The sequence below is a fragment of the Gallibacter sp. Marseille-QA0791 genome (genome assembly GCF_965119705.1).
Taxonomy (GTDB): Bacteria; Bacillota; Clostridia; order Peptostreptococcales; family Anaerovoracaceae; genus Lentihominibacter; species Lentihominibacter excrementipullorum.
Genome location: NZ_CBCPMH010000001.1, coordinates 484,477 through 511,395, shown reverse-complemented (window position 1 = coordinate 511,395; position 26,919 = coordinate 484,477). Strand labels below are relative to the sequence as shown.

Genomic DNA, 26,919 nt, shown 5'->3' with positions numbered 1-26,919 from the left:
ATAAAGAAGGCTGAGGCTTTTTCGGAGAGCATAACAGCAGCAAATAAAGGCGTGTCACACCCGTATCGAAACGGGCGCAATACGCCTTTTGAATTCTACTTCTGTGTCTGTTTCAGACAGGGCCGCACAGAAAATATTGCGATATGGAAAATCTACACTCTTTCGGTGACCAGGGTGAATCCGGCTTCCGAAAGCCTGTTCTTTATATCCTCTATCTGGGCGTGGTCTCTTGTTTCCAGCGCTATTTTAAGAAAACAGCTGGTGATGGCCATGTTGGCGTCGCCTCTGTCGTGATGGACCGCTACCACGTTGCCGCCGCATCCGGCTATTATCTCAGCAACTTCCTGCAGCTGTCCCGGTTTATCGGTCAGTGCGATGGTCAGATTGGCGTTCCTGCCACTGGTGACCAGTCCACGGGTTATGACACGACTGAGGATATTCACGTCGATATTGCCTCCGGATACGATACAGGCGACTTTCTTTCCTTCTATCGGGAGCTTGTCGAAGAGAACGGCTGTCACGGCGACGGCCCCTGCCCCTTCAGCTATCACTTTCTGTTTTTCTATGAGAGCAAGGATGGTAGCTGCGATCTCATCTTCTGTAACGGTGACCACGTCATCCACGTATTCCTCCACCAGACTGAAGGTAAGGTCTCCCGGCTGTTTCACCGCTATGCCGTCAGCGAAGGTCTCGACGTTGTCCAGCATCAGCGGATGACCAGCTTTCACACTGTCGTACATGCTGGCGGCTCCGGCCGCCTGCACGCCGTATATCTTGATATCAGGTCTGAGGTGTTTGACGGCGTAAGCCACGCCGGAGATCAGGCCCCCGCCTCCGATGGGAACGACGATAGCGTCCAGATCTTCCACTTCGTCAAGTATTTCCAGGCCGATGGTCCCCTGCCCTGCGATGACTTCATCATCGTTGAAAGGATGTATGAAGGTGGCGCCGGTTTCCTCCTGGAGCCGCAGCGCTTCGTTATAAGCATCGTCATAGGCGCCTTTCACCAGGCGGATCTCCGCACCTAACTGTTTGGTAGCTTCTATTTTGCTTATGGGAGCGCCGTCCGGCATGCAGATGACGGCTTTTATCCCGTTGTGGGACGCGGCCATGGCCACTCCCTGAGCGTGGTTGCCGGCGCTGCAGGCGATGATGCCGCGGGACTTTTCCTCATCGGTCAGCTGGCTTATCTTGTAATAGGCGCCGCGAAGCTTGAAGCTTCCCGTCTCCTGGAGGTTTTCCGTCTTCAGGTAAAGCTGACATTTGTCAGAAAGCTTGGTAGCTTTTATCAGATCAGTTTTTCGCGCTACGTTTTTCAGGACGAATGCGGCATGGTATATCTTGTCGAGTGTAAGCATTTTCTTCTCCTCCTCTTTATCATAACAGCCGCCCGGCAAGGGGCGGCATGGAAAAATCGCGGTAATCGGACAATGGTTATTCCGAATCATTACATCTTCATAAGTCTGGCGTAGAATTTGTCAAGCAGGATGGTCAGCTTTTTCCTGAAGACCACACCGAGGATACATAATACGATGGCGATAGCTGCGATAACTGCAGCGCTGACATAGCCGCCGGAATAAATCTGTCTTCCTATGAGAAGGCTTCCCATCATCCCCGGCGATCTGCCGATAAGGGATACCACAAGGAATGGCTTCAGTTTCATTTCGGATAGCCCGGCTACATAGTTGCAGAGGTCTTTTGGGACACCGGGTATCAGGAATATGAGGAACACCAGAACCACAGCTTTCTTGCTGTTGAGGCTTACCAGCATTTTCTGTATCTTTTCCTCTCCAAAGATCAGATGCATCGCGTCATGGCCAAGGATCTTAGCTACATAATATGTTATTATGGTACCGAGGAACGCTCCTGCCAGCGAAAAGAGATACCCTAGCCAGAATCCATACATATATCCTGCCGCAAACTGGAGCCATTGGCCCGGGATGATACAGATAACTATTTGCAGTATCTGTGACCCGATATATATGAACACGCTCTGAGCTCTGTATTCATTGAGGAAGACCTCGATATTTTCCTGATTTGAGAAATTATTGATAAAATCCCGTTGGAAAAAATAGATGTACAACGGCAGTCCTATCAAAATAACAAGAAGCAGCACCAGCTTGAATATGGCGCTGAATGTCTTTACGTGTTTTCTGACTTTCGCTTTCTTTTCGGTCGATATTGCCATTTTCCCTCCATCAGCTAAAGTGAGGCCTGAAGCAGACCTCACTTATCAGTTCTATTACTGTATATCCAACAATCCTCTGTCATAAAGCTCCTGTAAAGCTTTTATGACGCCAAATTTAGAATGCTCATAAGTCAGACCGCCCTGAAAATATACCACATAAGGAGGTCTTATAGGGGCGTCGGCTGACAGCTCGATGGATGAACCTTGTACGAATGCGCCGGCCGCCATTATGACAGGGTCATCGTATCCCGGCATGTCCCACGGTTCCGGAGAGACCTGGGAATCTACAGGCGCGGCAGCCTGGATACCCTTGCAGAAGGCGATAACTCCCTCGGGAGTCCCCAGCTTGACAGCCTGTATTATATCGCTCCTGGTATCAGTTGCATCAGGACATACATCAAAGCCCAGCAGCTGAAACGCTTTGGCACAGAGTATAGCTCCTTTTACAGCTCCGTTGACCGTCTTTGGAGCGATAAAGAGACCCTGGAGCATAGTTCTGGTCTGTCCGAAGGTGAGTCCGCACTCTCCTCCGATACCCGGAGACGTCATCCTGTAGGAAATTTTCTCGATGAGATCCTGTCTCCCGGCGATGTAGCCGCCAGTAAGAGCCAGTCCGCCTCCCGGATTTTTTATAAGAGAGCCTGCGATCACGTCAGCGCCCACATCGGTAGGTTCTTTGGTGTGGAGAAATTCACCGTAACAGTTGTCGACCATGCATATTATATCAGGATCTATAGACTTGACGAATCCGGCCCATTCCTCTATTTCTTCTATGGAAATGGCCTTTCTCCAGCCATAGCCGGTGGCTCGCTGCAGCGTGACCATCCTGGTCTTTTCACTGATGGCGTCCCTGAGGGCGGCCAGATCTATCCTTCCGTCGGATGTAAGCTCCACCTGTTTATATGAAACGCCGTATTCTTTGAGAGAACCCTTGCCCTGCCCTCTTATGCCGATGACCTCCTCCAGGGTATCATAAGGAGCGCCGGTACAGTATATCAGCTCGTCTCCGGGCCTGAGGATGCCCATCAGCGTCAGGGTCAGTGCGTGAGTGCCGTTTACTATGATAGGTCTTACGAGGGCTGCTTCCGTATGAAAAATATCAGCGTATACTCTTTCTGTCGCCTCTCTTCCGGGGTCGTCGTAGCCGTAGCCTGTATTCCACGAGAAATGCATGTCTCTTATGCTGTTCTTCTGGAAGGCGTCCAGCACCTTGTACTGGTTGTAAGCCATGATGTCGTCCAGCTCCTCAAAGAGTCCCGAGACCTGTTTTTCACTTTTGTCGATCAGTTCCAACACCTTCTCCGAGATGCCGAATTCTTCATTGAGTAATCTATAAGTATTGTTCTGCATGTTCAATCCCTCTGTTGCCGTTATTTCGTTGCTTTTTCTGCTTTTTCCATTTCTTCATTATAAGTTATCAATGCATCGTTTATATAGCTGCTTAGCGAAAATAATCTGACGATACTGTGTCCATACAGTGAAGTTTCGGCGTTTTCCGCCAGATAAGCGTCCAGCTCTCTCTGTACGTCTTCCGGTATTTCTTCCATATACACCTTCTCGCTTTCATCCACAGCCTCCTGCCATACGAGGACAGGATAGCCATTGTTGCCGTATATCCCGTCGTCGTTCTTATAGACTGTAGACAGACTGGAAGACATGTTGCTGAAGCTTCTGGCGGAGATGCCTGTAGTCGCGTTTTCCGCCTGCCTGTCGTCCTTGTTGTACAGAGCGCCTATCCCCGAGGAAAAAGTACCGCCCGGATAGTAATTATGACTCATGTATTTATCTTCGCTGTTGTCTCCTGATTCGTTGATGTAATATCCTATCACACCTCCGCTGATATCGGCTCCTGTAACCGTCGCGGAGTTATAGCAGTTCTCCACCACCACTCCTACGGCGCCGACTGTTCCGATGACGCCGCCGGCATAGGATTCGGATATGTTCTTGTTACCGTTCCTGCCCTTTACAGTTATCTCCCCGGTGTTGTAGCATTCGCTCACTGTGGCTCCTGAGGCGTTCACATATCCCACCACGCCGCCGGTGGCCTCGGTGTTGGACGATATCTTGCCCGAATTGAAAGATTCCGTCACCCTGGAGTCGGACGAAACAGAACGTCCGGCAATGCCGCCGGTACCATAGGTGCCTACACCTCTTCTGGTCGATTCTATATCTCCACGGTTCCCGCACATGTTCACGATCCCTCCCCAGTTCTCGCCGACGATACCGCCCACTTTGTACGCGCCCGAAATACTTCCGTAATTCATACAGGATTCGATGAGCCCTCCATCGTTGTATCCGGCAATACCGCCTACCTTGTCTCTGCCCGATACGGAAACGTTGGCAGAGCAGCCTGTTATCTGTCCTGTGTCAGCCAGGATACCGGCTATACCGCCGCAATTTCCGTCTCCGGACGAGATATTGCCCTCGACAGTCAGATCTTTGACAGTTCCCACCAGATATCCGAAGAGACCGGCAGAGCCGGACTCAATGTCTATTTCAAGACCACTGATGGTATGGCCGTTGCCGTCAAAGATCCCGGCAAAGTAAGAAGCACCGCCTGTGCCTATAGGAGACCAATCGGATGAGGTAAGCTTTATATCCCTGGTCAGAACGAAGGTGATGCCCTCGAAATTCTCCAGCCTCGTCGGCTTCCATTTATCGACCTGCTGCTCGTTTACCAGACTGGCAAGGCCCAGCAGGTCAGCTTCCGTGGATATCTCGTATGTATCCTGCTGATCGTAATAGTCGAACCAGGATGTGTCTTTTTCAACGTACTGCTGTTGCTGTTGGTCGTCATTTTCATATTCATCATAGGACTCCGCATAGCCATCGCTGTCGTTGCCCTCTCCGTCAAGCGCAAAGGAAACGGGCGCGGCAGCCACTGCGCTGGCCGCGAACATAACCGTCAAAGATAAAACTACCGATCGTCTCATTATAGCTATTTCCTTTCTTTCCTTTCCAATTCCCATTCCATATCGTTAACCAGATCTCTTTTCACATTCATCTTGTGAGCGGCATACAGCTGAGTGGTTGTGACCTGTTCGTGATCCATCAGCGCCTGGACGTCGAAGATAGAATTGCCTCGTCCTATCAGACTGGTGGCAGCTGTAGCCCTCAGCTTGTGAGGACTGTATCCGGCCTTTCTCGACGTAGCCATCCCGATGGACGTGTATTTTTTCACCAGTTGGCGTATCTGCCGTTCTGTCATCCGCTTCCCCTGAAGTGAAAGGAAAAGCGCGTCCTTGTGAGTCTCATCCAGGATACTGTCATCCGCTCGTTCATTTTCCAGATAATCTGTGATCACCTGTGTCACGGATTCGTTGAGGGGCATCACGGCTTCCTTGTCCCGCTTTCTGTATATCTTGAACTCGCCTCTGGAGAAGTTGAAGGATGAGACGTTGAGCTGCTGCAGCTCGAACAGTCTCAGACCGTAAGTAAGAAAAAGGACAAGAATGGCCTTGTCTCTCCTTTTGGTCTTTTTCCAGTACTGACGTTCCTTGTCGGTCAGATGTTCTCCGGTAGATACCGCGTCCAGCATCACCATCACCTCATCGTCCTGCAGGGCCTTTATTTCCCGTTCTCCGGCCTTGGGGACCCTTATAGGGTCGAACCCGTCGGTGATGTTGGTCTTCATCAGCTCATCTCTGTACAGCTGTTTGAACATGACGGAGAGGGAAGATTTTTTCCTTGCCAGGGTCTTGTTGCCGTTTTCATACACGATGATGCTGTCATCCTTCTCCACCGTGTATCTCCTGCAGTAGTCCATGAACAGGTTTACGTCTGTCGCTTTTATTTTATTAAAATCTGTCAGTTTTATGTCAGATATATTTTTCGCTGATGTCAAATCAGTCTGCTCTATCAGATATTGACAAAAGAATCTGATATCGCGCAGATATGAAAGCCTGGTCCTGGGTAGCACATTTCCCCTCAAGTAGGCGAAAAAGCCCCTGAGAAACGACGGCAGCTGTTTTTCCAGATCCTCGCATCGGGAAACGAGATCGTGCTCGTTCAGGACCACGTTGTCCGGCTTATCGCTCTTGTTATGGATTTTTATATGCTTTTCCGAACCCATGATATGACTTCCTCCGCAGCATCTTCATCGCTGTCAAAATCGGAGATATTGCACCATTTCATTTTACCATATCTCCTGAACCAGGTTAACTGTTTTTTAGCGTAATGTCTCGTATTTTTTTTGATTTTGTCGATGGCGTCTTCCATCGTATATCGGCCATCCAGATAAGCGAATATCTCCTTGTATCCTATGCCCTTCATGGAAATGTTATCGGCGGTGAGTCCCAAGGCTGCCAGCTTTTGCACCTCCTGGAACAGTCCCTGCTCCACCAGAGCGTCGACGCGTTTGTTTATCCTGTCGTAAAGCTGATCTCTGTTGCGGGTAAGGCCGATGAGTATCACGTCGTAGTCAGAGGTCTCGGTGCGTATGTCGCTGAACTGTCTGACGCTTTCCTCCCCTTTTTTCAGCCGTTCCAGCGCCCTTATTATCTTCTTTGTGTTGTTGGGATGGATCAGTGAAGCGGCCCTCTCGTCCTGCTCCGCCAGCATGCTGTGCAGGTATCCGCTTCCCTTTTCCTCCGCCAGGGCTTCCAGCTCCCTCCTGTAGGTGAAGTCGCCGGGAGACGATGAAAAGTCCATGTCGTACAACAGCGAATTGAGGTAGAGTCCTGTTCCGCCGGATATTATGGGTAGTCTGCCGCGGGACAGTATGTCGCTGATGGCGTCTTTGGCCAGCTTCTGATACTGAGCCACGGAAAAATCCTCCCTGGGGTCAATGATGTCCACAAGGTGATGTCTCGCCCGCCTCATCTCCTCAGGAGTGGGCTTGGCGCTGCCTATGTCCATGTATTTGTAAAGCTGCATGGAATCGCATGATATTATCTCACCGTCCAGCTCTTCCGCCAGCTTTATGGCGAATTCAGTTTTTCCCACGGCGGTGGGACCTGCCAACGCAACGATTTTGCTCATATCGATTACCTTTTTATACTCTTTTGAACATTTTTTCTATCTCGTATCTCGTCATCCTTATGAATGTTGGCCTTCCATGAGGACAAGAAAAAGGATTGACGCACGATGAGAGATCTTTTATGAGACTGTCTATCTCCTGGAAAGACAATACGTCCCCGCCTTTGACGGCACTTTTGCACGACTTCATGATTATCTTTTCCAGCATCCTCCTGTCGGTCAGATCCGGCTTGTCGTCCAGAGCACTGAAAAAATCCGAAAGGAAAGCTTCGGCTTCGGATATGTCCATGAAAGCCGGTATCTCTCTGACGATGTATGTGTTGTTGCCGAAGAATTCGATATCATAGCCCATTGCCCTCAGATCATCTATCCATGTCTCCTCTGAAGCCGTTACATTGACAGAGACGCCGATGTTTATCGGTAGCAGCAGCTGCTGACTGGATTTTTCGGCAGAATTGTACTGGTTCAACAGCTTTTCGTAAAAGACCCTCTCATGAGCCGCATGTTGGTCGATGAGGTAGAAATCATCTTCATCTGAGGCCATGATATAAGTGTTGAACAGTGTGCCTGTATAATCCAGTTCCCTGAAATCGAAATACATGTTTTCTGCCGGTTCAGGGTGTATGGCACGCTCTTCATTATCATGTCTTTCACGCATGCTGGATAATAACGATTTTATGTCAACCTGATGCTCTTCATACTCGTGCTCCGCGCCGTCCCGATCGCAGCCCTGCTTCTCTCCTGCCGGCGCTGCCGATATCGACCGGGAGGCATATCCGCCCCTTTCCTCGGCAACCGCAGGAGACGGAGCGGCAGGCCGCAACGGTTCCTGTGCTGTTGCAGTCCCTGCCGGAATATCGGGACTTCCGGTCGCGGCTGATCTTATATTTTCCGAGCGTATCTGAGGGAGGGCTTCCTTTGCGGTCAGCGCTCTTTGGACGTTTCTCTCTATGAAATCTTCCACCTCGAAGTCATCGTCGAATCGTATCTCTTTCTTGGTGGGATGTACATTGACATCCACCTTTTCGGCCGGCATGCTGAGAAAAAGGAACGCTACGGGGAATCTGCCGTGAAACAGTTTTTCCTTATAGGCGGCTTCCAGTCCTTTCTCCATCACCTTGCTGGAGACTATCCTGCCATTGACGCAGAATATCTGTCTGCTTCTCGATGGTGAGGAAGCGGACGGGGCAGATACGAAGCCCTTCAGGATGTATCCGCTCATGGCCCCTTCCACCGGCAGCAGATCCTTTCCGGCTTCGTTCCCGTAAACAGTCACGATATTGTTGTATATATTTCCATTGCCGCGTGTCGAGAACACATGTTTACCGTTGTTTATAAGTGTTATCTTCACATCGCCGTAGGCCAGCGACAGCCTGGATACCATATCGACTATTCGTCTGGTTTCGGCGCTGTCGGAAGCGAGGAATTTTTGTCTGGCGGGAACGTTGTAAAACAGATCACGGACAGTCACTGTCGTGCCCTCAGGACAGCCTGTAGCGTTGTTTTCCAGCACCTGGCTGCCTTCCACTGATATCTTGCGTCCGGTCTTTGCACCATCTGTCCTGGTTATCAGCTCCACTCGCGCTACAGCACATATGCTGGCCAGCGCTTCGCCTCGGAATCCCAGGGTATGTATGGCGTCCAGATCCTGAGCGGTGGAGATCTTGCTGGTGGCGTGACGTGTGAACGCCAACTCAGCCTGGTCTCCTTCTATGCCACAGCCGTTATCGGTGACACGTATATAGGATTTGCCGCCATTTTTTATTTCTACGGTAATGCTGGTAGCATCGGCGTCCAGGGAGTTTTCCAGCAACTCCTTTATTATAGAGACAGGTCTGTCTATGACTTCTCCAGCCGCTATCTTGTCGGCTGTGCTCTTATCCAGTATCCTTATCATATGTGCTCCTTGAGTTCTTCCAGTATCCTGAGAGCTTCAGAAGGCGTGGTGTTCATCAGATCCAGGTTTCTGAGCTTCTCTGTCACCGGGTCGGGGATAGAGCTAAGGAAGGAAAGCTGAGTCTCCTCAGCTTCCGCGGCGCCGGCGGCTGCCACCGGGGTAGCTGTCAGCTCCGCAGCCAACGGCTTTGCCATCGCCGCCTCTGCTCCGCTTTCCAGCTCGAAGAGCCGTTCCTCGGCCCTTTCCAGCAGTTCTTTAGGCGCTCCTGCCAGTTTGGCAACATGGATGCCGTAACTTCTGCTGGCGCTTCCTTCAACTATCTTGTGGAGAAAAACCACATCACCGTTTTCTTCGGCCACATCAACGTTGAGGTTCTTCACTCCTTCAATGGAATCCTCCAGCCGGGTCATCTCGTGATAGTGAGTGGCGAAAAGGGTCCGTATCATCCGCTGGGGTCTGCATAGAAACTCCGCTGCCGCCCAGGCGATGGAAAGCCCGTCGTAAGTGCTGGTCCCTCTGCCTATCTCATCCAGTATCACCAGGCTCCTTGAAGTAGCCGTATTGAGTATGTATGAAAGCTCGCTCATTTCCACGAAGAAAGTGCTCTGACCCTGAGCCAGATTATCGGAGGCACCTATCCTGGTAAATATCCTGTCACATACGCCTATCCTGGCTTCCTGACACGGTACGAAGCAACCGGCCTGTGCCATCAGCACGATGAGGGCTGTCTGACGCATGTAAGTGGATTTTCCTGACATGTTAGGTCCTGTTATCAGCAGCAGGCTCTGGTCACTTCTGTTGAGATAGGTGTCGTTGCTGACGAAAATGCCATCTCTGATGGTCTGCTCGATGACAGGATGTCTTCCTTTCCTTATTTCTATCACATCGCTTCCATCCACTGAAGGCTTGACATAATCGTTTTTCTCGCTGATTTCCGCGAAGGATACCAGCACGTCCAGAGCAGCGATAGCTTTTGACGTTTCCTGGATCTCGCGTATATATCCCTGAAGCTGTTGTCTTATCTCTGTGAACAGCTGATATTCCATCTGGTTTATCTTTGCTTCAGCGTTGAGGACCAGCCTCTCTGTTTCTTTCAGCTCCGGTGTTATAAAACGCTCACAGTTGGCCAGCGTCTGTTTCCTTATGTAGTTGTCCGGGATGAGGTCATAATAAGATCTAGTGACCTCCAGGTAATAACCAAACACCTTGTTATATCCGACTTTAAGATTTTTTATCCCGGTGCGTTCTCTTTCGCTGTGCTCAAGACCGGCTATCCAGTCCTGAGCGTCCTTGATGGAAGCTTTCAGGGCGTCCAGTTGATCGGAATGGCCCTCCTTTATGATACCGCCTTCCCTGACTGAGAAAGGAGGGTCTTCGACGATGCCCTTGTCTATGAGATCGTATACGTGTTCCAGCGAGTGGATGTTTTCTGCTATACCTGAAACGAGAGCCGTTTCCATCGACGCCAGCTCATCTTTTATGTCAGGAAGGACCGAACAGGAGTTCCTCAGGGCAATGAGATCCTTTCCGTTGGCTGTACCGCATGCGATGCGGCCTGTGAGCCTCTCGAAATCATACACGCGCTTCAACGATTCTTTGATGTTGTTCCTGATGATGACCTGATCAAGCAGCGCTTCGACTGCGTCCAGGCGATCGTTTATAGCTGTCACGTCGTTGAGAGGTTCCTTTATCCACTGCTTCAGCTTTCTTGAACCCATAGCCGTATGAGTCTTGTCGAGAACACCAAGAAGAGACCCTCTGATCTTCTTCTCGAAAAGGGTCTCGGTCAGTTCAAGGTTCTTTATGGTGGCTTTGTCCAGAGACATGTTCTGTCCCATGGAATAAACGTTCAGCTGGGCTATGTGACCCAGGGATTTCTTCTGCGTTTCATGAAGATATATGAGAAGCGCACCCAGAGCTGCTTCCGAAGCGGAATCCTCTTCGATCCCCAGTCCAAGCAGTGCCGAAACGTCAAACTGTCTCAATATAGCCGAGCGGACGGCATACGGTTCATAGTAGGAAGCGGCTAGTACGTTGAAATATGCTCCTGTGATATTTTTCATGTTGTCTGCATCCAGCAGCTGTCCCGTAGTCTCGTCCAGCACTATCTCTCGGGCGTTGATCTTTACCAGCTCGTTGATCAGGCTCTCTGCCATGCCGGATCCCTTTATGGATGTGAGCCGTATCTCTCCGGTTGAAACATCGCAGTAAGAAAGCCCTATAGCCCGATCGTCCGCTACCACTGACGCGATGTAGTTGTTTTCGTTTTCGTTAAGCATGGAGCTGCTGATGACGGTACCGGGTGTGACTATCTGGATGACTTCACGTTTCACTATACCTTTGGCCGACGCCGGATCTTCCGTCTGCTCACATATGGCCACCTTGTATCCACGCTCCACCAGGCGCGCTATATATGTCTCGGCGGAATGGAACGGTACTCCGCACATGGGCGCCCGTTCTTCCATCCCGCAATTCTTCCCTGTCAGTGTCAGCTCCAATTCACGGGACACCAGCTTAGCGTCCTCGAAGAACATCTCGTAAAAATCGCCAAGTCTGAAGAAGAGGATGCAGTCCTTGTACTCTTCCTTTATCTCCATGTACTGGCGCATCATAGGCGAAAGCTTCTGTGCCGCCATTATCTCTGTCCTCCTCCCGTCACCCTTTCTCTATCTGCGGGCATTGTATTTCTCCATTCCCAGCCTTATCAGTTCCGCGCCTCGCCTCATGTCATCGCTGTTGAGAACGTAGGCTATCCGTATCTCGTCTTTGCCCAGGCCCGGAGTGGCGTAAAATCCTTCCGCCGGTGAAAACATTACAGTTTCTCCATTATCATCGAACTCCGTGAGGAGAAACATGAGGAAGTCCTCCACGTTGTCCACAGGCAGCTTTGCCATGATATAGAAGGACCCGCCCGGCTTCTTGCAAACTATACCCGGTATCTTGCTGAGCTCTTCGTAGACGGCATCTCTCCTGCTCTCGTACTCGTTCTTCATCTCATCGTAATAGGAATGATCGATGCCGTATAAGGCCGCGGCTCCTATCTGGTCCAGCGTAGGACAGGAAAGTCTTCCCTGCGCTATTTTCATGACATTATCCATTATCTGAGGATTTTTGCTGGCGATGCATCCCACTCTGGCTCCGCAGGCTGAAAAACGCTTGGATATGGAGTCCACGATTATCACTCTGTCGGAAAACTCCGGAAGCATGCCAAAGGACGTTACCTTGTTGCCGTCGAAGACAAATTCTCTGTACACTTCGTCGGCTATCATCCACAGGTCGTACTTCTTCGCTATTTCGGCGATCGTCTTCACATCTTCCAGGGACAGGACACGGCCTGTAGGATTCCCCGGGTTGGTGCAGATTATAGCTCTGGTCCTGTCATTTATGGCTTTTTCTATAAAAGACGGATCCGCTTTATAGCCTTCTTCAGCCCGGGTTGTCACAGGCACGATATCCCCTCCTGCCGCTGTGACGAAGGTGTTGTAGTTGGTGTAATAAGGCTCTGCCGTTATCACATTATCGCCAGGATCCAGGATGCTGGTGAAGATCATGCTGAGGGCTTCCGATCCCCCGTTGGTTACCATGATGTCATCGGGCTTAAAGTCTATACCATATCCCGCGAAATATTTGGATATGGCTTTCTGGAGCACAGCCTCTCCTCCCGATTCCGAATAGGCGATGACCTTGTCATCAAAATCCTTTACAGCGTCCATAAAGCACTGGGGAGTCGCTATATCAGGCTGGCCTATGTTGAGACGATATATCCTGATCCCTCTCTCCTGCGCTTCCAGCGCATACTTATTGAATTTTCTTATGGGTGAATGTTCTATCTTAAGCATTCTTTCTGATATGTTCACGTTTTAGCTCCTTTCTTCGCTGTTATCCTCTTTTCCAATACCCGGCGCCCAGGTGCGCCGATGTGTCAGCCCAGTTCTCCGTGGGAGGCGCTGACTACAGTCGATATATCCGGCGCTGACGAGGCTGGGGACTTTTTCATATAAAGAAGGTACTCTATGTTACCCTTAGTGCCCGTCACCGGCGAATATGTAAGGCCGTGGCTGTAGAGGCCGTTGTCCTCGCCATAGCCAATGACTTTCGTTATCACTTCCGCGTGCACTGCCGCGTCCCTGACGATACCTTTCTTCCCTACCTGCTCTCTTCCTGCCTCAAACTGAGGTTTGACCAGGCATACCAGGCTGCCGTCATCCGACAGCAGTGAGGAGGCCACAGGAAAGACAAGCTTCAGGGAAATGAACGAAACGTCGATGCTGATGAAATCTATGATATCCGGAATCGTTCCGGTGTCCAGATAACGCACGTTTACCTTTTCCATGTTGATGACTCTGGAATCGTTTCGCAGTTTCCAGTCCAGCTGGCCATATCCTACGTCGATGGCGAATACTTTCCTGGCTCCGTTTTTCAGCATACAGTCTGTGAAGCCCCCTGTGGAAGCGCCGATGTCTGCCGCAGTTTTTCCGTCCAGCGAAAAACCGAAGACCTCTATGGCTTTTTCCAGCTTAAGGCCGCCTCTGCTGACATAAGGGCAAAGATCCTCCTTTACCGATATTTCCGCCTTTGTATCGACAGGAGTTCCCGGTTTATCTGTTCGCTGCCCGTCCACATATATGAGTCCTGCCATTACAGAGGCTTTTGCCTTTTCTCTGGACGGAAAGATGCCTCTTTCTGTCAGTATGATATCAAGTCTCTCTTTCAAGTTCTTCTATTATCCTTTCTGCTATGGACGCGCCGTCCATCCCGTATTTTTCATATAACTGGTCGCAGGTACCATGTTCGATGAATTTATCGGGCCAGCCGATATTGATGATCTTCACGTCCTCGTTGATCAGCGCGGCATCGATCTCCTGACCTGCGCCTCCGGTGATGACGTTATCCTCTAACGTTACCAGCAGCGGTGTCTTTCGAGCAGAGCTTTTCAGCAGCTCCACGTCCAGCGGCCGTACGAAAGCCATGTTGACCACACCTGTATCGATATGAGCTCTTTTGAGGATGCGAGACGCTTCCAGGGCTTTTTCCGTCATGGCGCCCAGAGCCCATATATCCACATCGCTGCCTTCCGCTATCCGCTGAGCTTTTCCCAGTTCCAACGGAGCGTCAGCTTCCATCCGGGCGGCTTCACCTCTCGGATATCTTATGGCGCACGGACCATCCAGAGAAGCGGCCAGTTCCATCATGGCTTCCAGCTCTTTTCCGTCCTTAGGTGCCATCACCGTCATGTTGGGCATGTGTTTCAGATAACTTATATCGAATACTCCATGGTGAGTTTCTCCGTCAGCACCTACTATCCCTGCCCTGTCGATGCAGAGCACCACAGGCAGTCCCTGAAGGCAGACATCCTCTATGATCTGATCATAGGCGCGTTGCAGGAAAGTTGAGTAGATGGCGACGAAGGGCTTCATCCCTGCCTCGGCCAGCCCTGCAGCGAAAGTCACCGCGTGGCCTTCGGCTATGCCTACATCAAAAGCTCTGTCAGGGAAACGCTTATGAAAGACGTCCAGTCCGGTTCCTTCCATCATAGCGGCGCTGACAGCGACGATCCGGCTGTCTTTCTCCCCCATCTCTGTCAGCTTGCCGGCGAAAACCTTTGAATAGGACGGGCCCGCTGCCTTCTTGACCGCTTCTCCCGATTCCATGTCAAAGGGGCCTATGCCGTGGAACACGTTGGGCCTTTCTTCAGCCTTACTGTACCCTTTCCCCTTTCTCGTTATGGCGTGTATGAACACCGGACCTGGCGTCCTTTTGGCCAGTTCCAGGACTTCACATACTTCCCGGATGTCGTGACCGTCTATTGGCCCGAAATATTTGAATCCCAGCTCTTCGAATATGACGCCGTCTATCATGGCGTATTTCAGAGAATCTTTCACGTGCTGCATCCCGGAGACTACGCCCTTTCCTATCAGCGGAACACGTGAAATACCGCGCTTCACCCGCTCCTTGGCCGATATGTACCGTCCGGAGCTCCTCAGCTTGCCCAGATATTTCGGGAAGCCTCCGGTGTTGTGTGATATGGACATGCCGTTGTCGTTAAGTATGACGATGACCTTGGAGTTCAGATTCCCTACGTTGTTGAGGGCTTCAAAGGCCAGACCGCCTGTCATTGCCCCATCGCCTATGACCGATATGACCTCGTAATCATCTCCGGAAATATCCCTGGCAACAGCCATCCCCAGCGCCATCGAGATGGAAGAGCTGCTGTGGCCCGTATCAAAGGTATCAAAAGGACTTTCGGACTTTTTAGGAAAGCCGCTCATACCTCCCATCTGACGCAGCGTGTCGAAGTTGTCAGCACGGCCTGTCAGTATCTTGTGGACATATGTCTGATGACCTACGTCCCATATCACTTTGTCCTTCGGAGTGTCAAAAACCCTGTGGATGGCGATGGAAAGCTCTACAGCGCCCAGATTCGACGACAGATGACCTCCCGTCCTGGACACCTTATCCACGAGAAAATCCCGTATCTCATAAGTCAGAAGCTCCAGCTCGTCGTAGCTCATGTCCTTCAGATCGCCGGGAAGAGAAAGGCTGTTCAAATAATCGCTCATGTATGTTGCACCTCTTCAATGTCTATTTATCTCTTACAGCCAGGTCTTTCGCCAACTTGACGAATACTTCGGCATTGTCGTAATACTTGCTCAAGGCGTCTATCGCCACTTCAGTAAGAGTGTTGAGCCACTTCTTTGATTCTTCCATCCCGGACAGAGCCGGATATGTGGCTTTTTTATTTTTGGAGTCCATGCCTGACTTCTTGCCCATCTCCTCTTCGCTGCCTTCGACATCCAGGATGTCGTCGCGTATCTGGAAAGCAAGGCCCAGATTCTCGGCATATACCGTAAGATCCTCCAGCGTGTCTTCATCGGCATTCCCAAGGCGGGCGCCTGCCCGGATGGCTGCTACGATGAGGGCGGAAGTCTTCGTCAGGTGTATATAATCAAGCATTTCCCTGGAACAGTTCTGATCCCCTACGGATATATCAGCGATCTGCCCTGCCACTATACCGCGGCAGCCTGCTCCTTTACAGATCTCGTAAGCGGCTCTGACTTTCCTCTTGAGAGCCTCGGCATCGTCGAAGTAAAAGAGCATATCCCTGCTCATGACTTCATACGCGGCCGACTGGAGTCCGTCTCCCGCCAAGGTGGCCACAGCCTCGCCATAGACCTTGTGATTGGTAGGCACTCCTCTCCTCAGATCGTCATCGTCCATACACGGCAGATCGTCGTGTATGAGCGAATAAGTGTGGATATATTCTATGGCACAGGCGTAAGGCAGCGCTTCCCGCAGGTTTCCGCCGCAGAAATCGCACGCTGCCAGCAGCAGTACAGGCCTTATTCTCTTTCCTCCCGACATCAGGCTGTATTTCATCGATTCGTACAGCGTGATGCTCTTGTGGTCCACATCAGGAATGAAATCCATCAGATGATCTTCTACCATTTTTCTGTAATCGTTAAAGGTATAATCCTTCATCACGCACCTCCTATTTGGCCAGGGTCTCGATCTTCTGTTCAGCTTTGTCCAGGATATCGACGCATTCCCTGTAATATTTTATTCCTTCCTCGTAGCTCTTCATGGCCTCTTCGAGGGGAATGTCGTCTGATTTGAGCTTTTGGGCTGCTTCTTCCAGCTTCTTCAGCGTTTCCTCGAAGTTTTTCTTCTTCTCAGTCATATCTGTTCTCCTTATATGATCATCATTCCGCATCATCGTTCTACTCTGGCTGTCGCCCTTCCTTTGGCGGCCTCTATGTTTATCAGCTGACGATCTGCGAGAGCGTCGGCGTTCTTCACCACCTTGCCGTCCTCATCGGTGACGATGCTGTAGCCTCGATCCATGATCGCTCTTGGACTGGATGATTCTACCGCCTCACCGGCCAGCTGTGTCCTGTGGCGAAGCGTCGTCAGCATCGATCTCATCCTGCTTTCGGCATCCGACATGATATTATCGGCGTTGAGTCTGTCAAAGGCGATGCGGCTTTTGAGGTTCCTGCCGAAGACTTCGGGATCCAGGGCTTCCAGCAGTCTTCTCTTCTCCCTGGTAATGGCAGTCAGCCGATTTTTCATCTCCTGCTCCATAGTTTCCAGCTGTCCCCGGATGCCGCCCGTGTCAGGAGCGGCTCTTTCAGCGGCGGCTGTCGGTGTTTCCGCTCTCATATCGGCGACAAAATCGGAAATAGTGAAATCTATTTCATGCCCTACAGCCGAGATGACGGGGATATGGGACGCGTAGATGCTTCTGGCTACTATTTCTTCGTTGAACGCCCAAAGCTCTTCCATGGAGCCTCCGCCTCTTCCTGCTATTATCACATCCACGTCGGGATGATTTTTGTTGAGATCATCTATGGCCGCCGCGATCTCACCTGCGGCGTTGGGTCCCTGTACCAGTACCGGGCAGATCAGGATGTCAACGAAATCATTTTTCCCGGTTATTATCTTTATCATATCTCTGACTGCTGCGCCTGTAGGCGAAGTCACCAGTGCGATTTTCCCCGGGAAAAGTGGTATCTCCCGTTTTCGTTCTTTATCGAACAGACCTTCGGCCTCCAGCTTTCTCTTTAGCTTTTCGAAGGCCGCCGCCAGCTCTCCCTGCCCCGATTCTTCCATGGTCCTCACATTGAGGGAATAACTGCCGCCCCGCATATACAGATATATATATCCTCCGATCACCACTTCCATGCCTTCACTGGGCATACACCCCAGTGTCATCAGATTATCGGAGGCGATGAAGCAGTTTATCCTGCTGCTTTCGTCCTTAAGTGAGAAATACACATGACCCGAATCGTGAAATTTCAGATTAGATATCTCGCCTGTGACCGAGACATTACCCAGGAGCGGATCAGTCTGGAGTGTCCGCTTTATATAGTTGTTGAGCTGCGAAACGCTTATCGGTTTCATCGCCATAGAAATCTGCCTCCCAATAATGCTATGCCTACAGCGTTGTCCTGAGCCAGTTTACCGTCTCCGAACTCCACATCTATGCCTGTACTTTCCGGAGCCCTGCTGATCGCTTCTTTTATGAAGCTGCTGGCCGTGACACCTCCTGCCATTATGACATCGCTTATCCCTGTTTTTTCAGTACATTGCTTTATCATCGCCACGATGGCGTCGCTCATCTTATGAAAAAGCTCCCTTATGACGGGTGTGGCGTCGGATATATACATATCTGCCAATGTCCTCCTGGCCTGAGTATCTATTCCCGACAGATTTATCCATCCATCGTTCGCCTTTACAGGTGTCAGACACTGGGATTCACTGTCTGCATTCACGGCAATCCTGTCCATCTCCTCTCCGGCCGGGAACGGCATCCCCAGCTGGACTCCCAGTCTGTCCAGCACCTGGCCGAAGGAGATGTCCATGGATCCTCCAACTATATCTATATCATAGCCTCTGTCATTGTCCTTCACGCGCAGGACTTCACATGTCCCTCCTGAAAAATGACACGCCAGTACCCGCTCTTTGTCCCTGTGTCTTGAATAGGCTTTGATGGCTTCTATATGGCCTTCCTGATGAGAAAATTCGAAGGCGGGCACTCTGAGAGCCGCTGCGATAGCCTTTCCATATCCTTCTCCCGCCAGAAACACCGGCATATAGGAGTTTTCCATCGGTCTTGGTTTCGATGAATAGGCGACAGCGTCAAAATCGTACTGATGAATGTTCATAGTTTCCTCCAGCAATCGCGGAAGATTTTTTATATGCTGAAAAAGGGCATCGGATTGTCTCAGCCCTTTTTCTCCCTGCTTGACTTTCAGCAGTTCTCTGTAATCGCATACGATGTTGCCTTTTCTATCCGTTACCGCGACGGATGTTTTGTAATTGCTTGTATCTATCCCTAATATATAATTATTATCATTCATCAGAATTCACTATCGCGCCCAGGACACCGTTGACAAAGCGCGACGATTTCTCCATACTGAATTTTCTCGCCAGGTTCACAGCTTCGTTTATGGCCACGGCTTCAGGCAGCTGGTCATCCACCATCATCTCACCGACAGCCAGTCGCATGATGGCCAGATCCACCTTAGGCATTCTGGAGGTTTTCCATGACCGGCTCTTTTCATTGATCTTGCCATCTATCTGTTCCAACTGATCCACTATGCCGTTGAGGATATTGAGGCCCCGTTCTCTGTTGTTTCCCGTAAGCCTTTCACTCGTCAGTCTGGCCGCCGTCTCATGATCCATAGAACCTGTAGCGTCCATCTCATACAGTATTTGCATCAAAATTTCACGTGCTTCATTTCTCGTCATCTGATATATCTTCCTCCGAAGGTACTTTAACTCCCTGTACGTGTATGTTGACAGCTTTGACGTCGAGACCTGTCATGGACTGGATCTCCCTTTTTACGTTTTCCTGTATATCCCATGCCACGGCCGGTATCCCGACACGATATTCCACTTTTATGAATACGTCTGTCTCAACGCCCTCCTCTGTCTGATTGACTTTGACTCCTTTTGCCAGCAGTTCTCTGCCCAGGAGGTTTTTGGACAAGGCGTTAGGTATGCCGCCCTCCATTTCAGCCACTCCCCTGGTCCTGAGGGTAGCGTTTACGGCGCAGACGGCGATGACTTCATCTGAGACATTCATAAAATCACCTCGTAGTTATTATACCAAAAAACTACATAAAAGACAATTAAAAGACAGCCGCAGAGCTATGAACCGACCCCCAAAAGTTAGACCTAAAATCTAACAGATGGGAGGTCGGTTTTTTCATGGCAAAATATAGTTTTAAATTTAAGAAATCTGTAGTAGAAGCTTATCTTAAAGGTGAAGGTGGTTATAGGTATTTATCTCAAAAGTATGGTGTTGAATCTCACAAACAAGTTTGCAGATGGGTTAAAAATTATCAGGAGTTTGGGGACGCCGGGTTAATACGTTCCAGAGAAAAGAAAACATATTCTTTTGAATTCAAACTTCATGTAGTAGAATTGTATTTAACAAGTGAAGTCTCGTATCAAGAATTGGCACTGTCACAAGGCATGAACAATCCTACACTTATCACCAGGTGGGTCAATGATTTTAAAATTGCAGGACCTGATGCTTTGAGACCTAAGAAGAAAGGTCGGAAAAAATCAATGGCGAAAGATACAAATCAAAAAAGGAAGAGTCAATCTGCAGATGAAGGAACTGTAGATACAAGCAAAGAATATGTAAAACAACTGGAAGATGAACTGTTGAAACTCAGGATAGAGAATGCATATTTAAAAGAACTGAGGAGGCTGCGTTTAGAGGAAGAAGCTCTTCTGAAAAAACAGCGAGAATCATCCACAGCCTCCGAGAAGAATTCAGATTAAAAGAGATTCTCGCAGTAGTAGGTTTTCCTAAATCGACATATATGTATTGGCAAAAGCGTTTTGACAGAGTAGATCCGAATAAAGAACTGGAAAAACATATCCTTGACTTACACAACGAACATAAAGATTTTGGATATCGACGTATGAAAGCGATGCTTCAAAGAGAAGGCATTTGTGTCAACAAAAAGAAAGTGCAGCGAATAATGCAAAAACTCGGTTTGCAGGTAACATCATACACAAGAAAGAGCAGGCGTTACAATTCATACAAAGGCAATGTGGGAAGAATCGCACCAAATAGAATAAACCGAAGATTTCACACTAAAATAGCGCATCAAAAGATCACTACCGATACCACCGAATTTAAGTATTATGAAATTGATGGAAAAGGTAGAATTACAATCAAGAAGTTATACCTCGATCCGTTCCTTGATATGTTTAACGGTGAAATATTAAGCTATTCAATCAGCAAAACTCCTTCTGCAGCAAGTATATTATCTGCCCAAAAGAAAGCAATTGGAGTGACATCTGATTGTCCATACAGGCGAACCTTTCATTCTGACAGAGGATGGGCATATCAGATGACGGTATACTGTAACAGATTGAAAGAGAACAAAATCTTTCAAAGTATGTCCCGGAAAGGAAACTGTTATGACAATTCCGTTATGGAGAATTTCTTTGGCATATTAAAGCAGGAAATGTACTATGGGAATACCTATTACAGTTTTGAAGAGTTAAAAGAAGCTATCGAAAAATATATTGTATATTACAATGAAAAGCGTATCAAAAAGAAATTAGGATGGAAAAGCCCTGTTGAATACAGGCAATCAGCTATTGCTGCATAAAAACAGCGTAGCAGCTTGAATAACTGCTACGCTAAAAAGTCTAACTTTTGGGGGTCACCTCACTAAGTCAGGTCTCTGTAGTGCTTCTCATTATGTTCGAAGTGAAAAAATGCCCACGACAAAACCCTGTGCAGATGGTGATTCCACCGGCACAGGGTTTTCGGGATTATGGGATTATCATCAGTTGCGGCATCGGTTTTCCCGGATTATCGCCAGTTGTCGCTTCGACAGGGGTTCACGATATTTTCCTCTGTTTTTCAGGATGATTTTCATGGCGAATATCCTGACTCGCTTCAAAACAGCCCTCTGAGAGCCTCATATTATCGTGGAAAGGTGGGAATTCACGCGGTGGCGATATTCCGCCCGCATCCAAATAGTGTCCGAGCCGCCCAGGCAGCGGCAGGCCATCCTCACTTACCGTAAACGATTTTCCCGCCTACCATGGTCATCAGCACTTTCATGTCGAACATTCCGCTTCTGTCATCGGCACAGTCAAAGATATTCTTTTCGAAAACTGCGATATCGGCCAGTTTACCGCTTTCCAGGCTGCCGTTCCTGTCCTCGAAGTCAGACGCGTATGCGGAGCCGTAGGTATAGGCTCTGAGACTGTCATGGATGGTCAGCTTCTCCTGCGGCGAAAATCCGCCGTCAGGCTCACCCTCGTCAGTAAGCCTGGTAACGGCTCTGAATATGCCTCTCAGCGGATTCAGCTCCGTCACCGGATAGTCGGTGCCGAAGGCCAGCTTTCCTCCCGTGTTCCTTATAGAATTGAAAGGCCATGAATACTTCATCCGCTCGTCTCCTATCATGGTGTGGAACGGGTGTCCCTCGAAATCGTATTTTGGCAGGTGATCAGGCTGTACAGACGCTATGACTTTCAGCTTCCCGAACCTGGCTATATCGTCAGGCGAGATAGCTTCGATATGCTCGATGCAATGGCGAAGGTCTTTATCTCCATGGAGCTCCAGTGCGTACTGGTAGGCATCAAGTCCCAGGCGTACGGCAGCGTCGCCGCATGCGTGGAGCCTTACTTTAACGTCGTTTTCAGCCATCATCGCAACTCTTGTCTTCAGGTATTCAGGTTCTATCATGGTGTTGCTCCTGAAATCGGGCATATCGGTATAGGGCTCCAGCATGAATCCTGTATGGCCCATCGGCGTGCCGTCCAGAAAATCCTTGACGCCGATGAAGCGGAGCATATCGGAATGATATGCCTCCCTGGTCCTCAGCACTTCGTCCAATTCTTCGCTGAAAGCGACGGCGAAATTTATCCTGACGCTCAGATCTCCTGCGTCTTCCAGCAGCTTATATGCTTTTTCGCCTCTTATGCCGTACAGTGGCAGGTCTCCTACCGATGTGACACCATAGCTGTTAGCCATCTGCGCGAAGGCTCTGGCATATCCCGACATCTCCTCAGGCGTCATTTCTTCCAGTATCCCTTTGAGCATCGGTATCACGGCGGCTTCATGGATATATCCTGTCGGCTCTCCATCGTCGTATCTGAAGAAGCTGCCGTTTTCCGGATCAGGGGTGTCCCCGGTGATATGGAAACGTCTCAGCGCTTCGCTGTTGGCCCACGCTCCATGGCATTCCTTGTTGAGAAGGAATACAGGCGTTTTTTTATAATATCTGTCGAGGCTCTCTTTGGTCGGAAGCTTTCCTTCCGGCCAGCGGAAATTATCCCAGGCTCCTCCCAGTATCCATCTGTCTCCCGTATCTTCGGGATTCTTAGCTAACAGCTGCCGTACGGCTTCCTCCTCTGACTCGGCATAACGGAGCACTCCGTCCTTTTCCATCAGCGCGCCGGATAGAAGATGGACGTGGAAATCGTTAAACCCGGGCATCAGGAAATTATCCTCAAAATCGAAGACCTCCGTTTCGCTGTCGATCAGTTCCTTTCCGTCAGCTTCGCTGCCAACGAATATTATCTCATCATCCCCGCATATCACGTACCCGTCTGTCAGCGCAGGACTCAACGAGGTGTAGATATTCCTGCATCTAAGCGCTTTCTTCTTCATCTTCATCCTCCACACTGAACACACCATTCTTGACTTCCCTCAGATACAGAAAGGCAGTGATAGGTCCGTACAGCAAAGCTGCGGCTCCCATGAAGACAGGCAGTATTATATCCGACTGTCCTATGGTCAGACACCATATCAATACAGAGCAAACGATACATATGATGGCCCATATCACGGCCAGCTTGTTCTTTTTCTCTTCGCTAATATCTTTTTTCATAATACATATCCTCCTTGTCCCGTAAACCTTACGCAGCTATCTGCTTCTGCTCTTCATCCTTATAGGTAAGCTTGGCAACAACGACATATACGATGACGCTGAATATGATGCAGGCCACATTGGCAGGTATGCCCCAAGGAGTTCCCAGAACGAATTCCCATACGGCGTAAGCCACAATGGTGAGCAGCAGGCTCCAGAATCCGGCCGCAGGGGTCTTCTTTTTGTAGAAAAGCCCCAGCATGAGAGGGACGATAAAGGCTGCTACCTGGAATCCTCCACAGTAATAGTAAGCTTTGGATATACCGTCCTCCCAGAAATAGGTGCATATGATTATGAGAAGTCCTACTATCCAGATGACGATACGAGTGCCCCATACTTCGCCCTTGTCGCTGAGTGAAGGCCTGAAGAAGCTCTTTATGATATCGTGGACGATCACTGCGCCGCATATGAGATAATCGGCGCTGACTGTCGACATCACTGCGGAAAGCAAGGCAGCTACGAACAGTCCCCGCAGCCCCACAGGCAGTGTTGTGAATACGGTAGCCCAGAAAGCTTCCGACGGCGCTTCTGCCGCTGCCTCCGGAAAGAGTATGAGAGCAGCCATTCCGGCAATAACCATTATGGAGCTGAAGAACAATCCGAATATCATGATACAGGTGTATGAAACCTTGATATCTCCGCCTGACTTCGATGATCCGAATCGCTGATATGACTGGGAATTGGCGTACATGGCCAGAGCGCTTATTATCCATCCCAGGATAGACATAGGACTCTCGCCTCCCGTAACAGTCAGAAACTCAGGATTCACTTCGCCGACCTGATCGAATAAGCTTCCGAATCCGCCGAAATGAGCCATCAGACCGAAGCAGAGGACACCGGCAGCTACCGACATGACCACGAACTGCATCATATCGGTTACCGCAAGTCCCCACAGACCTGACAGAGAAGTATAGAATATGATTATTATTCCCAGCAGTACGAAGGCGACCCACATATTCATGCCTGTAACGTAAGCAATAACTGAACCGCCTGCAGTCAGCAGCGCCGATTCATAGAGAAATGGCGGGAGCATTCCCAGCGCCATCACGAATTTTGTCTTCTTGTCATACATATAGGCCATCAGATCAGGCATCGTCAGCACCCAGTCAGGTATCTTGTTCCTCACAAGAGGCCCTATCCACACTGCCAGCGGCAGCCTCAGGATAGCAGTTGGTATTATGTAAATGAATATCATGCAGATACCCATGGTAGTGCCGCACTCGGCCAGACCTACGATGGTCCAGGAATCGTACCAGCTGGCAGCTCCTACGCCGACCAGCACAGGTATGGTGAGCCGTCTTGAAGCCACGAAGAAGCTCTTCATGTTCTTACTGGCTCTTTTACGCATCACCAGGCCGACCGATATGATCGCTACGAAATAGGCGACGATGATGATCCAGTCAAAGGTCGACCAGATCTCAGCAAAATTTATAGCCATGCATTTCCTCCTTCCGATAAATCAAATATATCAAAAATTGTTTTCGACTCTGTATTTGAGGCCCAACACGTGTTCGCTCTCCACGGCAAATTCGTCCAGATAGGCGTATCTCATGTTGGAATTCTCTCCTTTGTATATTATCTCAAGCTCTACGGCCGGTCTGTAAAAAAACCGGCATTTAGCCATATCCAGTTTACCGTTGCGGCCGTAGAACTTTCTCATTATCTTGAACTGGATGTATTCCTGAGATTTTTCATCCATGTCGTGGAACGAATTTTCCGTCTTTATTATTTCTCTGTTTCCTGTTTCAGGGACTCCTTTGATGAGAGGCAGCTCGCCGCTTTCGTAGATGTCGTACTGGAAAGGATGCATCTCATTGACATCCAGAACTACAGCCACCTTCCCCTCCTTTACCAGTCCCTTTTTTTTGAACATGACGCTCCGTTCGACATGGAAATCGTACTCGAGATAACAGTACGGGACCCAGACATCTCTGACAGCACCTATATCGAACTTTATGATGGGTTTGCCGAAGATACTGCCGTGAAGCAGCTTTAGCTTGCTGTCTATGGCTTCCTGTCTGTCGGCCACCTGTTTCGTATGGAATATGTTATCCTTTGACTTAGCAGGTTTTACGGCTTTCTTCAGCCGTTTCACCGCCGGCCTCTTTTCTTCCCTCATCTCTCGTCACCGATTTCCTTTCTGTCAAACGTTTTCCTTCCTTCAGCCTTCCTTGACAGTCTCCTTCCACTTGTACGGGTATCCTGTTCCCATCATCTTGTCAATGAATACCTCAGGGTCAAGCTCGTCGGCGAAAACGATGCCCTTAGGCATATCGATCTCGTCTATCAGCATGGTGCCTGTAGCCAGAGGAAGTGATACATATACGAGAGCAGTGCCATACAGCTTCTTCAGCTCCGGTCCGGGAGCATTCATCTTAGGACAGTTGGCAGTCCATGTCACCTTCTTGCCGTCCTTTTCTCCCGAAACCTCTACCACCAGTTCTATGAAAGCCGTCTTGTCGGCATACTCCAGTTCCTCGTCGGTAGCTCCGAATATGTTGTTCTGAGGAGGAGGCACCATGGCGGTCACCACGTCGATAGGAGCGACTTCCGCATCGCCTACCTTTACTTTATCCTGGGAGCACAAGCCCATGGCGTAGAAAATGGCAGGCTGATACATCAGATAGTATTTGAAGTCTATATCCTTCACGCCCTTGAATGTGGCCGGCATGCTGTATATCTCCTCGTGGGAGTGATGAGTCACGGGGAGTCTGCCTACAGGTTCCGGAAAGTCCCACATCTCAAGTCCTCCGAACGGCGGATACTGGACGTATTTTCCTCCTTCCAGCGCGTATGTAGGAGAGGCGCAGTCTATCAGGGCCTGCTTAGGTGACCAGCCAGGATTCCATGGTCTCAGTACCCAGTCATACTCGTGTTCGCCGGGCAGATGGGTGGCTTTTCCTATCCTCATCTTGATGCTGTCCACATTATCAAGCCTGTTGGCCAGCCTTCTGGCCAGCACATTAGTCCATCCCGGAGCAAATCCGCAGCCAAAGAGAGCTGTAAGGCCTGCTTCCTTGAATTCCTTGCACAGAGGCATGTCTTCGATGGATACACCTTCCACGAATTTGTCCCAGAACGGAGCATCGAAGGCTGTATTGATGTAATTGGCTTTTGCCTTGAGAGCACCCTCCATCACGTACGGCACCATCCACGGCATGACCATATCCACTACTACATCTACACCTTCAGCGGCTCTGGCCACATCATCCGGGTCGAGCGCGTTGACAGTTCCCGTCCTGATTTTCCCGCCGCCTATGTGGTCGGCCACAGCTTTGGCGGTCTCTTCCTTAAGATCTACCAGACGGATCTCGTCTACGCTGTCCTGTCTCGCCAGTATGGAGGCGCATGATCCGCCTTGTCCGCCGGCTCCGACAATAAGTACTTTCATATGTTTTCCCTCCTTCTATGTGTTTTTCTTTCTGTAAATATAAATGCAACAG

General features: G+C 49.7%; 23 protein-coding genes. 1 reads left to right on the top strand and 22 read right to left on the bottom strand.

Annotated features, from left to right (window positions below):
- Positions 1 to 152 precede the first annotated feature (152 nt).
- The 17 genes from ilvA to ACQY69_RS02350 all read right to left on the bottom strand — a co-directional run bounded on the left by ilvA (position 153) and on the right by ACQY69_RS02350 (position 19,650).
- Positions 153 to 1,358, bottom strand: coding sequence for a threonine ammonia-lyase (gene ilvA, locus ACQY69_RS02430; RefSeq protein ID WP_428258327.1), 1,206 nt, complete (start codon positions 1,356 to 1,358; stop codon positions 153 to 155).
- Positions 1,359 to 1,447: 89 nt separating this feature from the next.
- On the bottom strand, positions 1,448 to 2,188 hold the full coding sequence (locus ACQY69_RS02425; protein ID WP_428258325.1) for a TVP38/TMEM64 family protein: 741 nt from the start codon (positions 2,186 to 2,188) through the stop codon (positions 1,448 to 1,450).
- A gap of 54 nt (positions 2,189 to 2,242) precedes the next feature.
- Entirely contained in the window at positions 2,243 to 3,538 is a 1,296-nt protein-coding gene (locus ACQY69_RS02420; RefSeq protein ID WP_428258324.1) for an aminotransferase class I/II-fold pyridoxal phosphate-dependent enzyme, read from the bottom strand.
- A 20-nt stretch (positions 3,539 to 3,558) separates the two neighbouring features.
- Positions 3,559 to 5,121: a hypothetical protein gene (locus tag ACQY69_RS02415; protein ID WP_428258322.1), complete on the bottom strand. Its 1,563-nt coding sequence runs from the start codon at positions 5,119 to 5,121 to the stop codon at positions 3,559 to 3,561.
- A gap of 5 nt (positions 5,122 to 5,126) precedes the next feature.
- The gene (locus ACQY69_RS02410; protein WP_428258320.1) at positions 5,127 to 6,260 is read right to left on the bottom strand and encodes a tyrosine-type recombinase/integrase; all 1,134 of its coding nucleotides are present in this window, start codon (positions 6,258 to 6,260) and stop codon (positions 5,127 to 5,129) included.
- Positions 6,239 to 7,168 carry a tRNA (adenosine(37)-N6)-dimethylallyltransferase MiaA gene (gene miaA, locus ACQY69_RS02405; protein WP_428258318.1) on the bottom strand — a complete coding sequence of 310 codons (930 nt, stop codon included), beginning with the start codon at positions 7,166 to 7,168 and terminating at the stop codon, positions 6,239 to 6,241. Before miaA ends, ACQY69_RS02410 begins: the two co-directional genes overlap by 22 nt.
- 13 nt (positions 7,169 to 7,181) lie before the next feature.
- A complete protein-coding gene (gene mutL, locus ACQY69_RS02400) occupies positions 7,182 to 9,062 on the bottom strand; it encodes a DNA mismatch repair endonuclease MutL (RefSeq protein WP_428258316.1) in 1,881 nt (626 codons plus the stop codon).
- Entirely contained in the window at positions 9,059 to 11,698 is a 2,640-nt protein-coding gene (gene mutS, locus ACQY69_RS02395; RefSeq protein ID WP_428258314.1) for a DNA mismatch repair protein MutS, read from the bottom strand. Before mutS ends, mutL begins: the two co-directional genes overlap by 4 nt.
- Positions 11,699 to 11,728: 30 nt before the next feature.
- Positions 11,729 to 12,919 carry a pyridoxal phosphate-dependent aminotransferase gene (locus ACQY69_RS02390; protein ID WP_428258312.1) on the bottom strand — a complete coding sequence of 397 codons (1,191 nt, stop codon included), beginning with the start codon at positions 12,917 to 12,919 and terminating at the stop codon, positions 11,729 to 11,731.
- A gap of 65 nt (positions 12,920 to 12,984) precedes the next feature.
- A complete protein-coding gene (locus ACQY69_RS02385) occupies positions 12,985 to 13,776 on the bottom strand; it encodes a TlyA family RNA methyltransferase (protein ID WP_428258310.1) in 792 nt (263 codons plus the stop codon).
- The gene (gene dxs, locus ACQY69_RS02380) at positions 13,760 to 15,622 is read right to left on the bottom strand and encodes a 1-deoxy-D-xylulose-5-phosphate synthase (RefSeq protein ID WP_428258308.1); all 1,863 of its coding nucleotides are present in this window, start codon (positions 15,620 to 15,622) and stop codon (positions 13,760 to 13,762) included. The genes ACQY69_RS02385 and dxs overlap by 17 nt, the downstream gene beginning before the upstream one ends.
- A gap of 22 nt (positions 15,623 to 15,644) precedes the next feature.
- Complete coding sequence (locus ACQY69_RS02375; protein WP_428258306.1) at positions 15,645 to 16,541, bottom strand: polyprenyl synthetase family protein; 897 nt, start codon at positions 16,539 to 16,541, stop codon at positions 15,645 to 15,647.
- Positions 16,542 to 16,551: 10 nt separating this feature from the next.
- Positions 16,552 to 16,740 carry an exodeoxyribonuclease VII small subunit gene (xseB, locus tag ACQY69_RS02370; protein WP_428258304.1) on the bottom strand — a complete coding sequence of 63 codons (189 nt, stop codon included), beginning with the start codon at positions 16,738 to 16,740 and terminating at the stop codon, positions 16,552 to 16,554.
- 32 nt (positions 16,741 to 16,772) lie between these two features.
- A complete protein-coding gene (gene xseA, locus ACQY69_RS02365) occupies positions 16,773 to 17,969 on the bottom strand; it encodes an exodeoxyribonuclease VII large subunit (protein WP_428258302.1) in 1,197 nt (398 codons plus the stop codon).
- Positions 17,960 to 18,922 carry a peptidase M22 gene (locus ACQY69_RS02360; protein ID WP_428258300.1) on the bottom strand — a complete coding sequence of 321 codons (963 nt, stop codon included), beginning with the start codon at positions 18,920 to 18,922 and terminating at the stop codon, positions 17,960 to 17,962. Before ACQY69_RS02360 ends, xseA begins: the two co-directional genes overlap by 10 nt.
- Positions 18,915 to 19,313: a transcription antitermination factor NusB gene (gene nusB, locus ACQY69_RS02355; protein ID WP_428258298.1), complete on the bottom strand. Its 399-nt coding sequence runs from the start codon at positions 19,311 to 19,313 to the stop codon at positions 18,915 to 18,917. Before nusB ends, ACQY69_RS02360 begins: the two co-directional genes overlap by 8 nt.
- Positions 19,300 to 19,650, bottom strand: coding sequence for an Asp23/Gls24 family envelope stress response protein (locus ACQY69_RS02350; RefSeq protein WP_428258296.1), 351 nt, complete (start codon positions 19,648 to 19,650; stop codon positions 19,300 to 19,302). The genes nusB and ACQY69_RS02350 overlap by 14 nt, the downstream gene beginning before the upstream one ends.
- A gap of 125 nt (positions 19,651 to 19,775) precedes the next feature.
- On the opposite strand from ACQY69_RS02350, the gene ACQY69_RS02345 reads away from it, so the two are divergent.
- Positions 19,776 to 21,199 (top strand): IS3 family transposase gene (locus ACQY69_RS02345; RefSeq protein ID WP_428258294.1). Its coding sequence is split into 2 segments (ribosomal slippage): positions 19,776 to 20,265 and positions 20,265 to 21,199, totalling 1,425 coding nucleotides; the frame shifts between segments, so codons are not numbered across the junction.
- A 410-nt stretch (positions 21,200 to 21,609) separates the two neighbouring features.
- On the opposite strand, the gene ACQY69_RS02340 is transcribed toward ACQY69_RS02345, so the two are convergent.
- From ACQY69_RS02340 to ACQY69_RS02320, 5 genes are read right to left on the bottom strand one after another with little or no spacing between them, the layout of a single operon-like run.
- Complete coding sequence (locus ACQY69_RS02340; RefSeq protein ID WP_428258292.1) at positions 21,610 to 23,217, bottom strand: amidohydrolase; 1,608 nt, start codon at positions 23,215 to 23,217, stop codon at positions 21,610 to 21,612.
- A complete protein-coding gene (locus ACQY69_RS02335) occupies positions 23,198 to 23,437 on the bottom strand; it encodes a hypothetical protein (protein ID WP_428258290.1) in 240 nt (79 codons plus the stop codon). The genes ACQY69_RS02340 and ACQY69_RS02335 overlap by 20 nt, the downstream gene beginning before the upstream one ends.
- Before the next feature lie 28 nt (positions 23,438 to 23,465).
- Positions 23,466 to 24,914: a sodium:solute symporter family protein gene (locus ACQY69_RS02330; RefSeq protein ID WP_428258288.1), complete on the bottom strand. Its 1,449-nt coding sequence runs from the start codon at positions 24,912 to 24,914 to the stop codon at positions 23,466 to 23,468.
- 30 nt (positions 24,915 to 24,944) lie between these two features.
- Positions 24,945 to 25,595 (bottom strand): hypothetical protein, encoded by a 651-nt coding sequence (locus ACQY69_RS02325; protein ID WP_428258286.1) that lies wholly within the window; start codon positions 25,593 to 25,595, stop codon positions 24,945 to 24,947.
- Positions 25,596 to 25,637: 42 nt separating this feature from the next.
- Positions 25,638 to 26,867 (bottom strand): saccharopine dehydrogenase NADP-binding domain-containing protein, encoded by a 1,230-nt coding sequence (locus tag ACQY69_RS02320; protein ID WP_428258284.1) that lies wholly within the window; start codon positions 26,865 to 26,867, stop codon positions 25,638 to 25,640.
- Between the last annotated feature and the right edge of the window lie 52 nt (positions 26,868 to 26,919).

What these genes read in the sequence shown, in the direction of transcription:
- ACQY69_RS02325 (WP_428258286.1), bottom strand. Translation starts at nt 25,595, where the DNA reads ATGAGGGAAGAAAAGAGGCCGGCGGTGAAACGGCTGAAGAAAGCCGTA.
- miaA (WP_428258318.1), bottom strand. Translation starts at nt 7,168, where the DNA reads ATGAGCAAAATCGTTGCGTTGGCAGGTCCCACCGCCGTGGGAAAAACT.
- dxs (WP_428258308.1), bottom strand. Translation starts at nt 15,622, where the DNA reads ATGAGCGATTATTTGAACAGCCTTTCTCTTCCCGGCGATCTGAAGGAC.
- ACQY69_RS02425 (WP_428258325.1), bottom strand. Translation starts at nt 2,188, where the DNA reads ATGGCAATATCGACCGAAAAGAAAGCGAAAGTCAGAAAACACGTAAAG.
- ACQY69_RS02340 (WP_428258292.1), bottom strand. Translation starts at nt 23,217, where the DNA reads ATGAAGAAGAAAGCGCTTAGATGCAGGAATATCTACACCTCGTTGAGT.
- ACQY69_RS02360 (WP_428258300.1), bottom strand. Translation starts at nt 18,922, where the DNA reads ATGAATGATAATAATTATATATTAGGGATAGATACAAGCAATTACAAA.
- xseA (WP_428258302.1), bottom strand. Translation starts at nt 17,969, where the DNA reads ATGGCGATGAAACCGATAAGCGTTTCGCAGCTCAACAACTATATAAAG.
- ACQY69_RS02375 (WP_428258306.1), bottom strand. Translation starts at nt 16,541, where the DNA reads ATGAAGGATTATACCTTTAACGATTACAGAAAAATGGTAGAAGATCAT.
- ACQY69_RS02420 (WP_428258324.1), bottom strand. Translation starts at nt 3,538, where the DNA reads ATGCAGAACAATACTTATAGATTACTCAATGAAGAATTCGGCATCTCG.
- nusB (WP_428258298.1), bottom strand. Translation starts at nt 19,313, where the DNA reads ATGACGAGAAATGAAGCACGTGAAATTTTGATGCAAATACTGTATGAG.
- mutS (WP_428258314.1), bottom strand. Translation starts at nt 11,698, where the DNA reads ATGGCGGCACAGAAGCTTTCGCCTATGATGCGCCAGTACATGGAGATA.
- ilvA (WP_428258327.1), bottom strand. Translation starts at nt 1,358, where the DNA reads ATGCTTACACTCGACAAGATATACCATGCCGCATTCGTCCTGAAAAAC.
- ACQY69_RS02415 (WP_428258322.1), bottom strand. Translation starts at nt 5,121, where the DNA reads ATGAGACGATCGGTAGTTTTATCTTTGACGGTTATGTTCGCGGCCAGC.
- ACQY69_RS02410 (WP_428258320.1), bottom strand. Translation starts at nt 6,260, where the DNA reads ATGGGTTCGGAAAAGCATATAAAAATCCATAACAAGAGCGATAAGCCG.
- ACQY69_RS02320 (WP_428258284.1), bottom strand. Translation starts at nt 26,867, where the DNA reads ATGAAAGTACTTATTGTCGGAGCCGGCGGACAAGGCGGATCATGCGCC.
- ACQY69_RS02350 (WP_428258296.1), bottom strand. Translation starts at nt 19,650, where the DNA reads ATGAATGTCTCAGATGAAGTCATCGCCGTCTGCGCCGTAAACGCTACC.
- mutL (WP_428258316.1), bottom strand. Translation starts at nt 9,062, where the DNA reads ATGATAAGGATACTGGATAAGAGCACAGCCGACAAGATAGCGGCTGGA.
- ACQY69_RS02335 (WP_428258290.1), bottom strand. Translation starts at nt 23,437, where the DNA reads ATGAAAAAAGATATTAGCGAAGAGAAAAAGAACAAGCTGGCCGTGATA.
- ACQY69_RS02330 (WP_428258288.1), bottom strand. Translation starts at nt 24,914, where the DNA reads ATGGCTATAAATTTTGCTGAGATCTGGTCGACCTTTGACTGGATCATC.
- xseB (WP_428258304.1), bottom strand. Translation starts at nt 16,740, where the DNA reads ATGACTGAGAAGAAGAAAAACTTCGAGGAAACGCTGAAGAAGCTGGAA.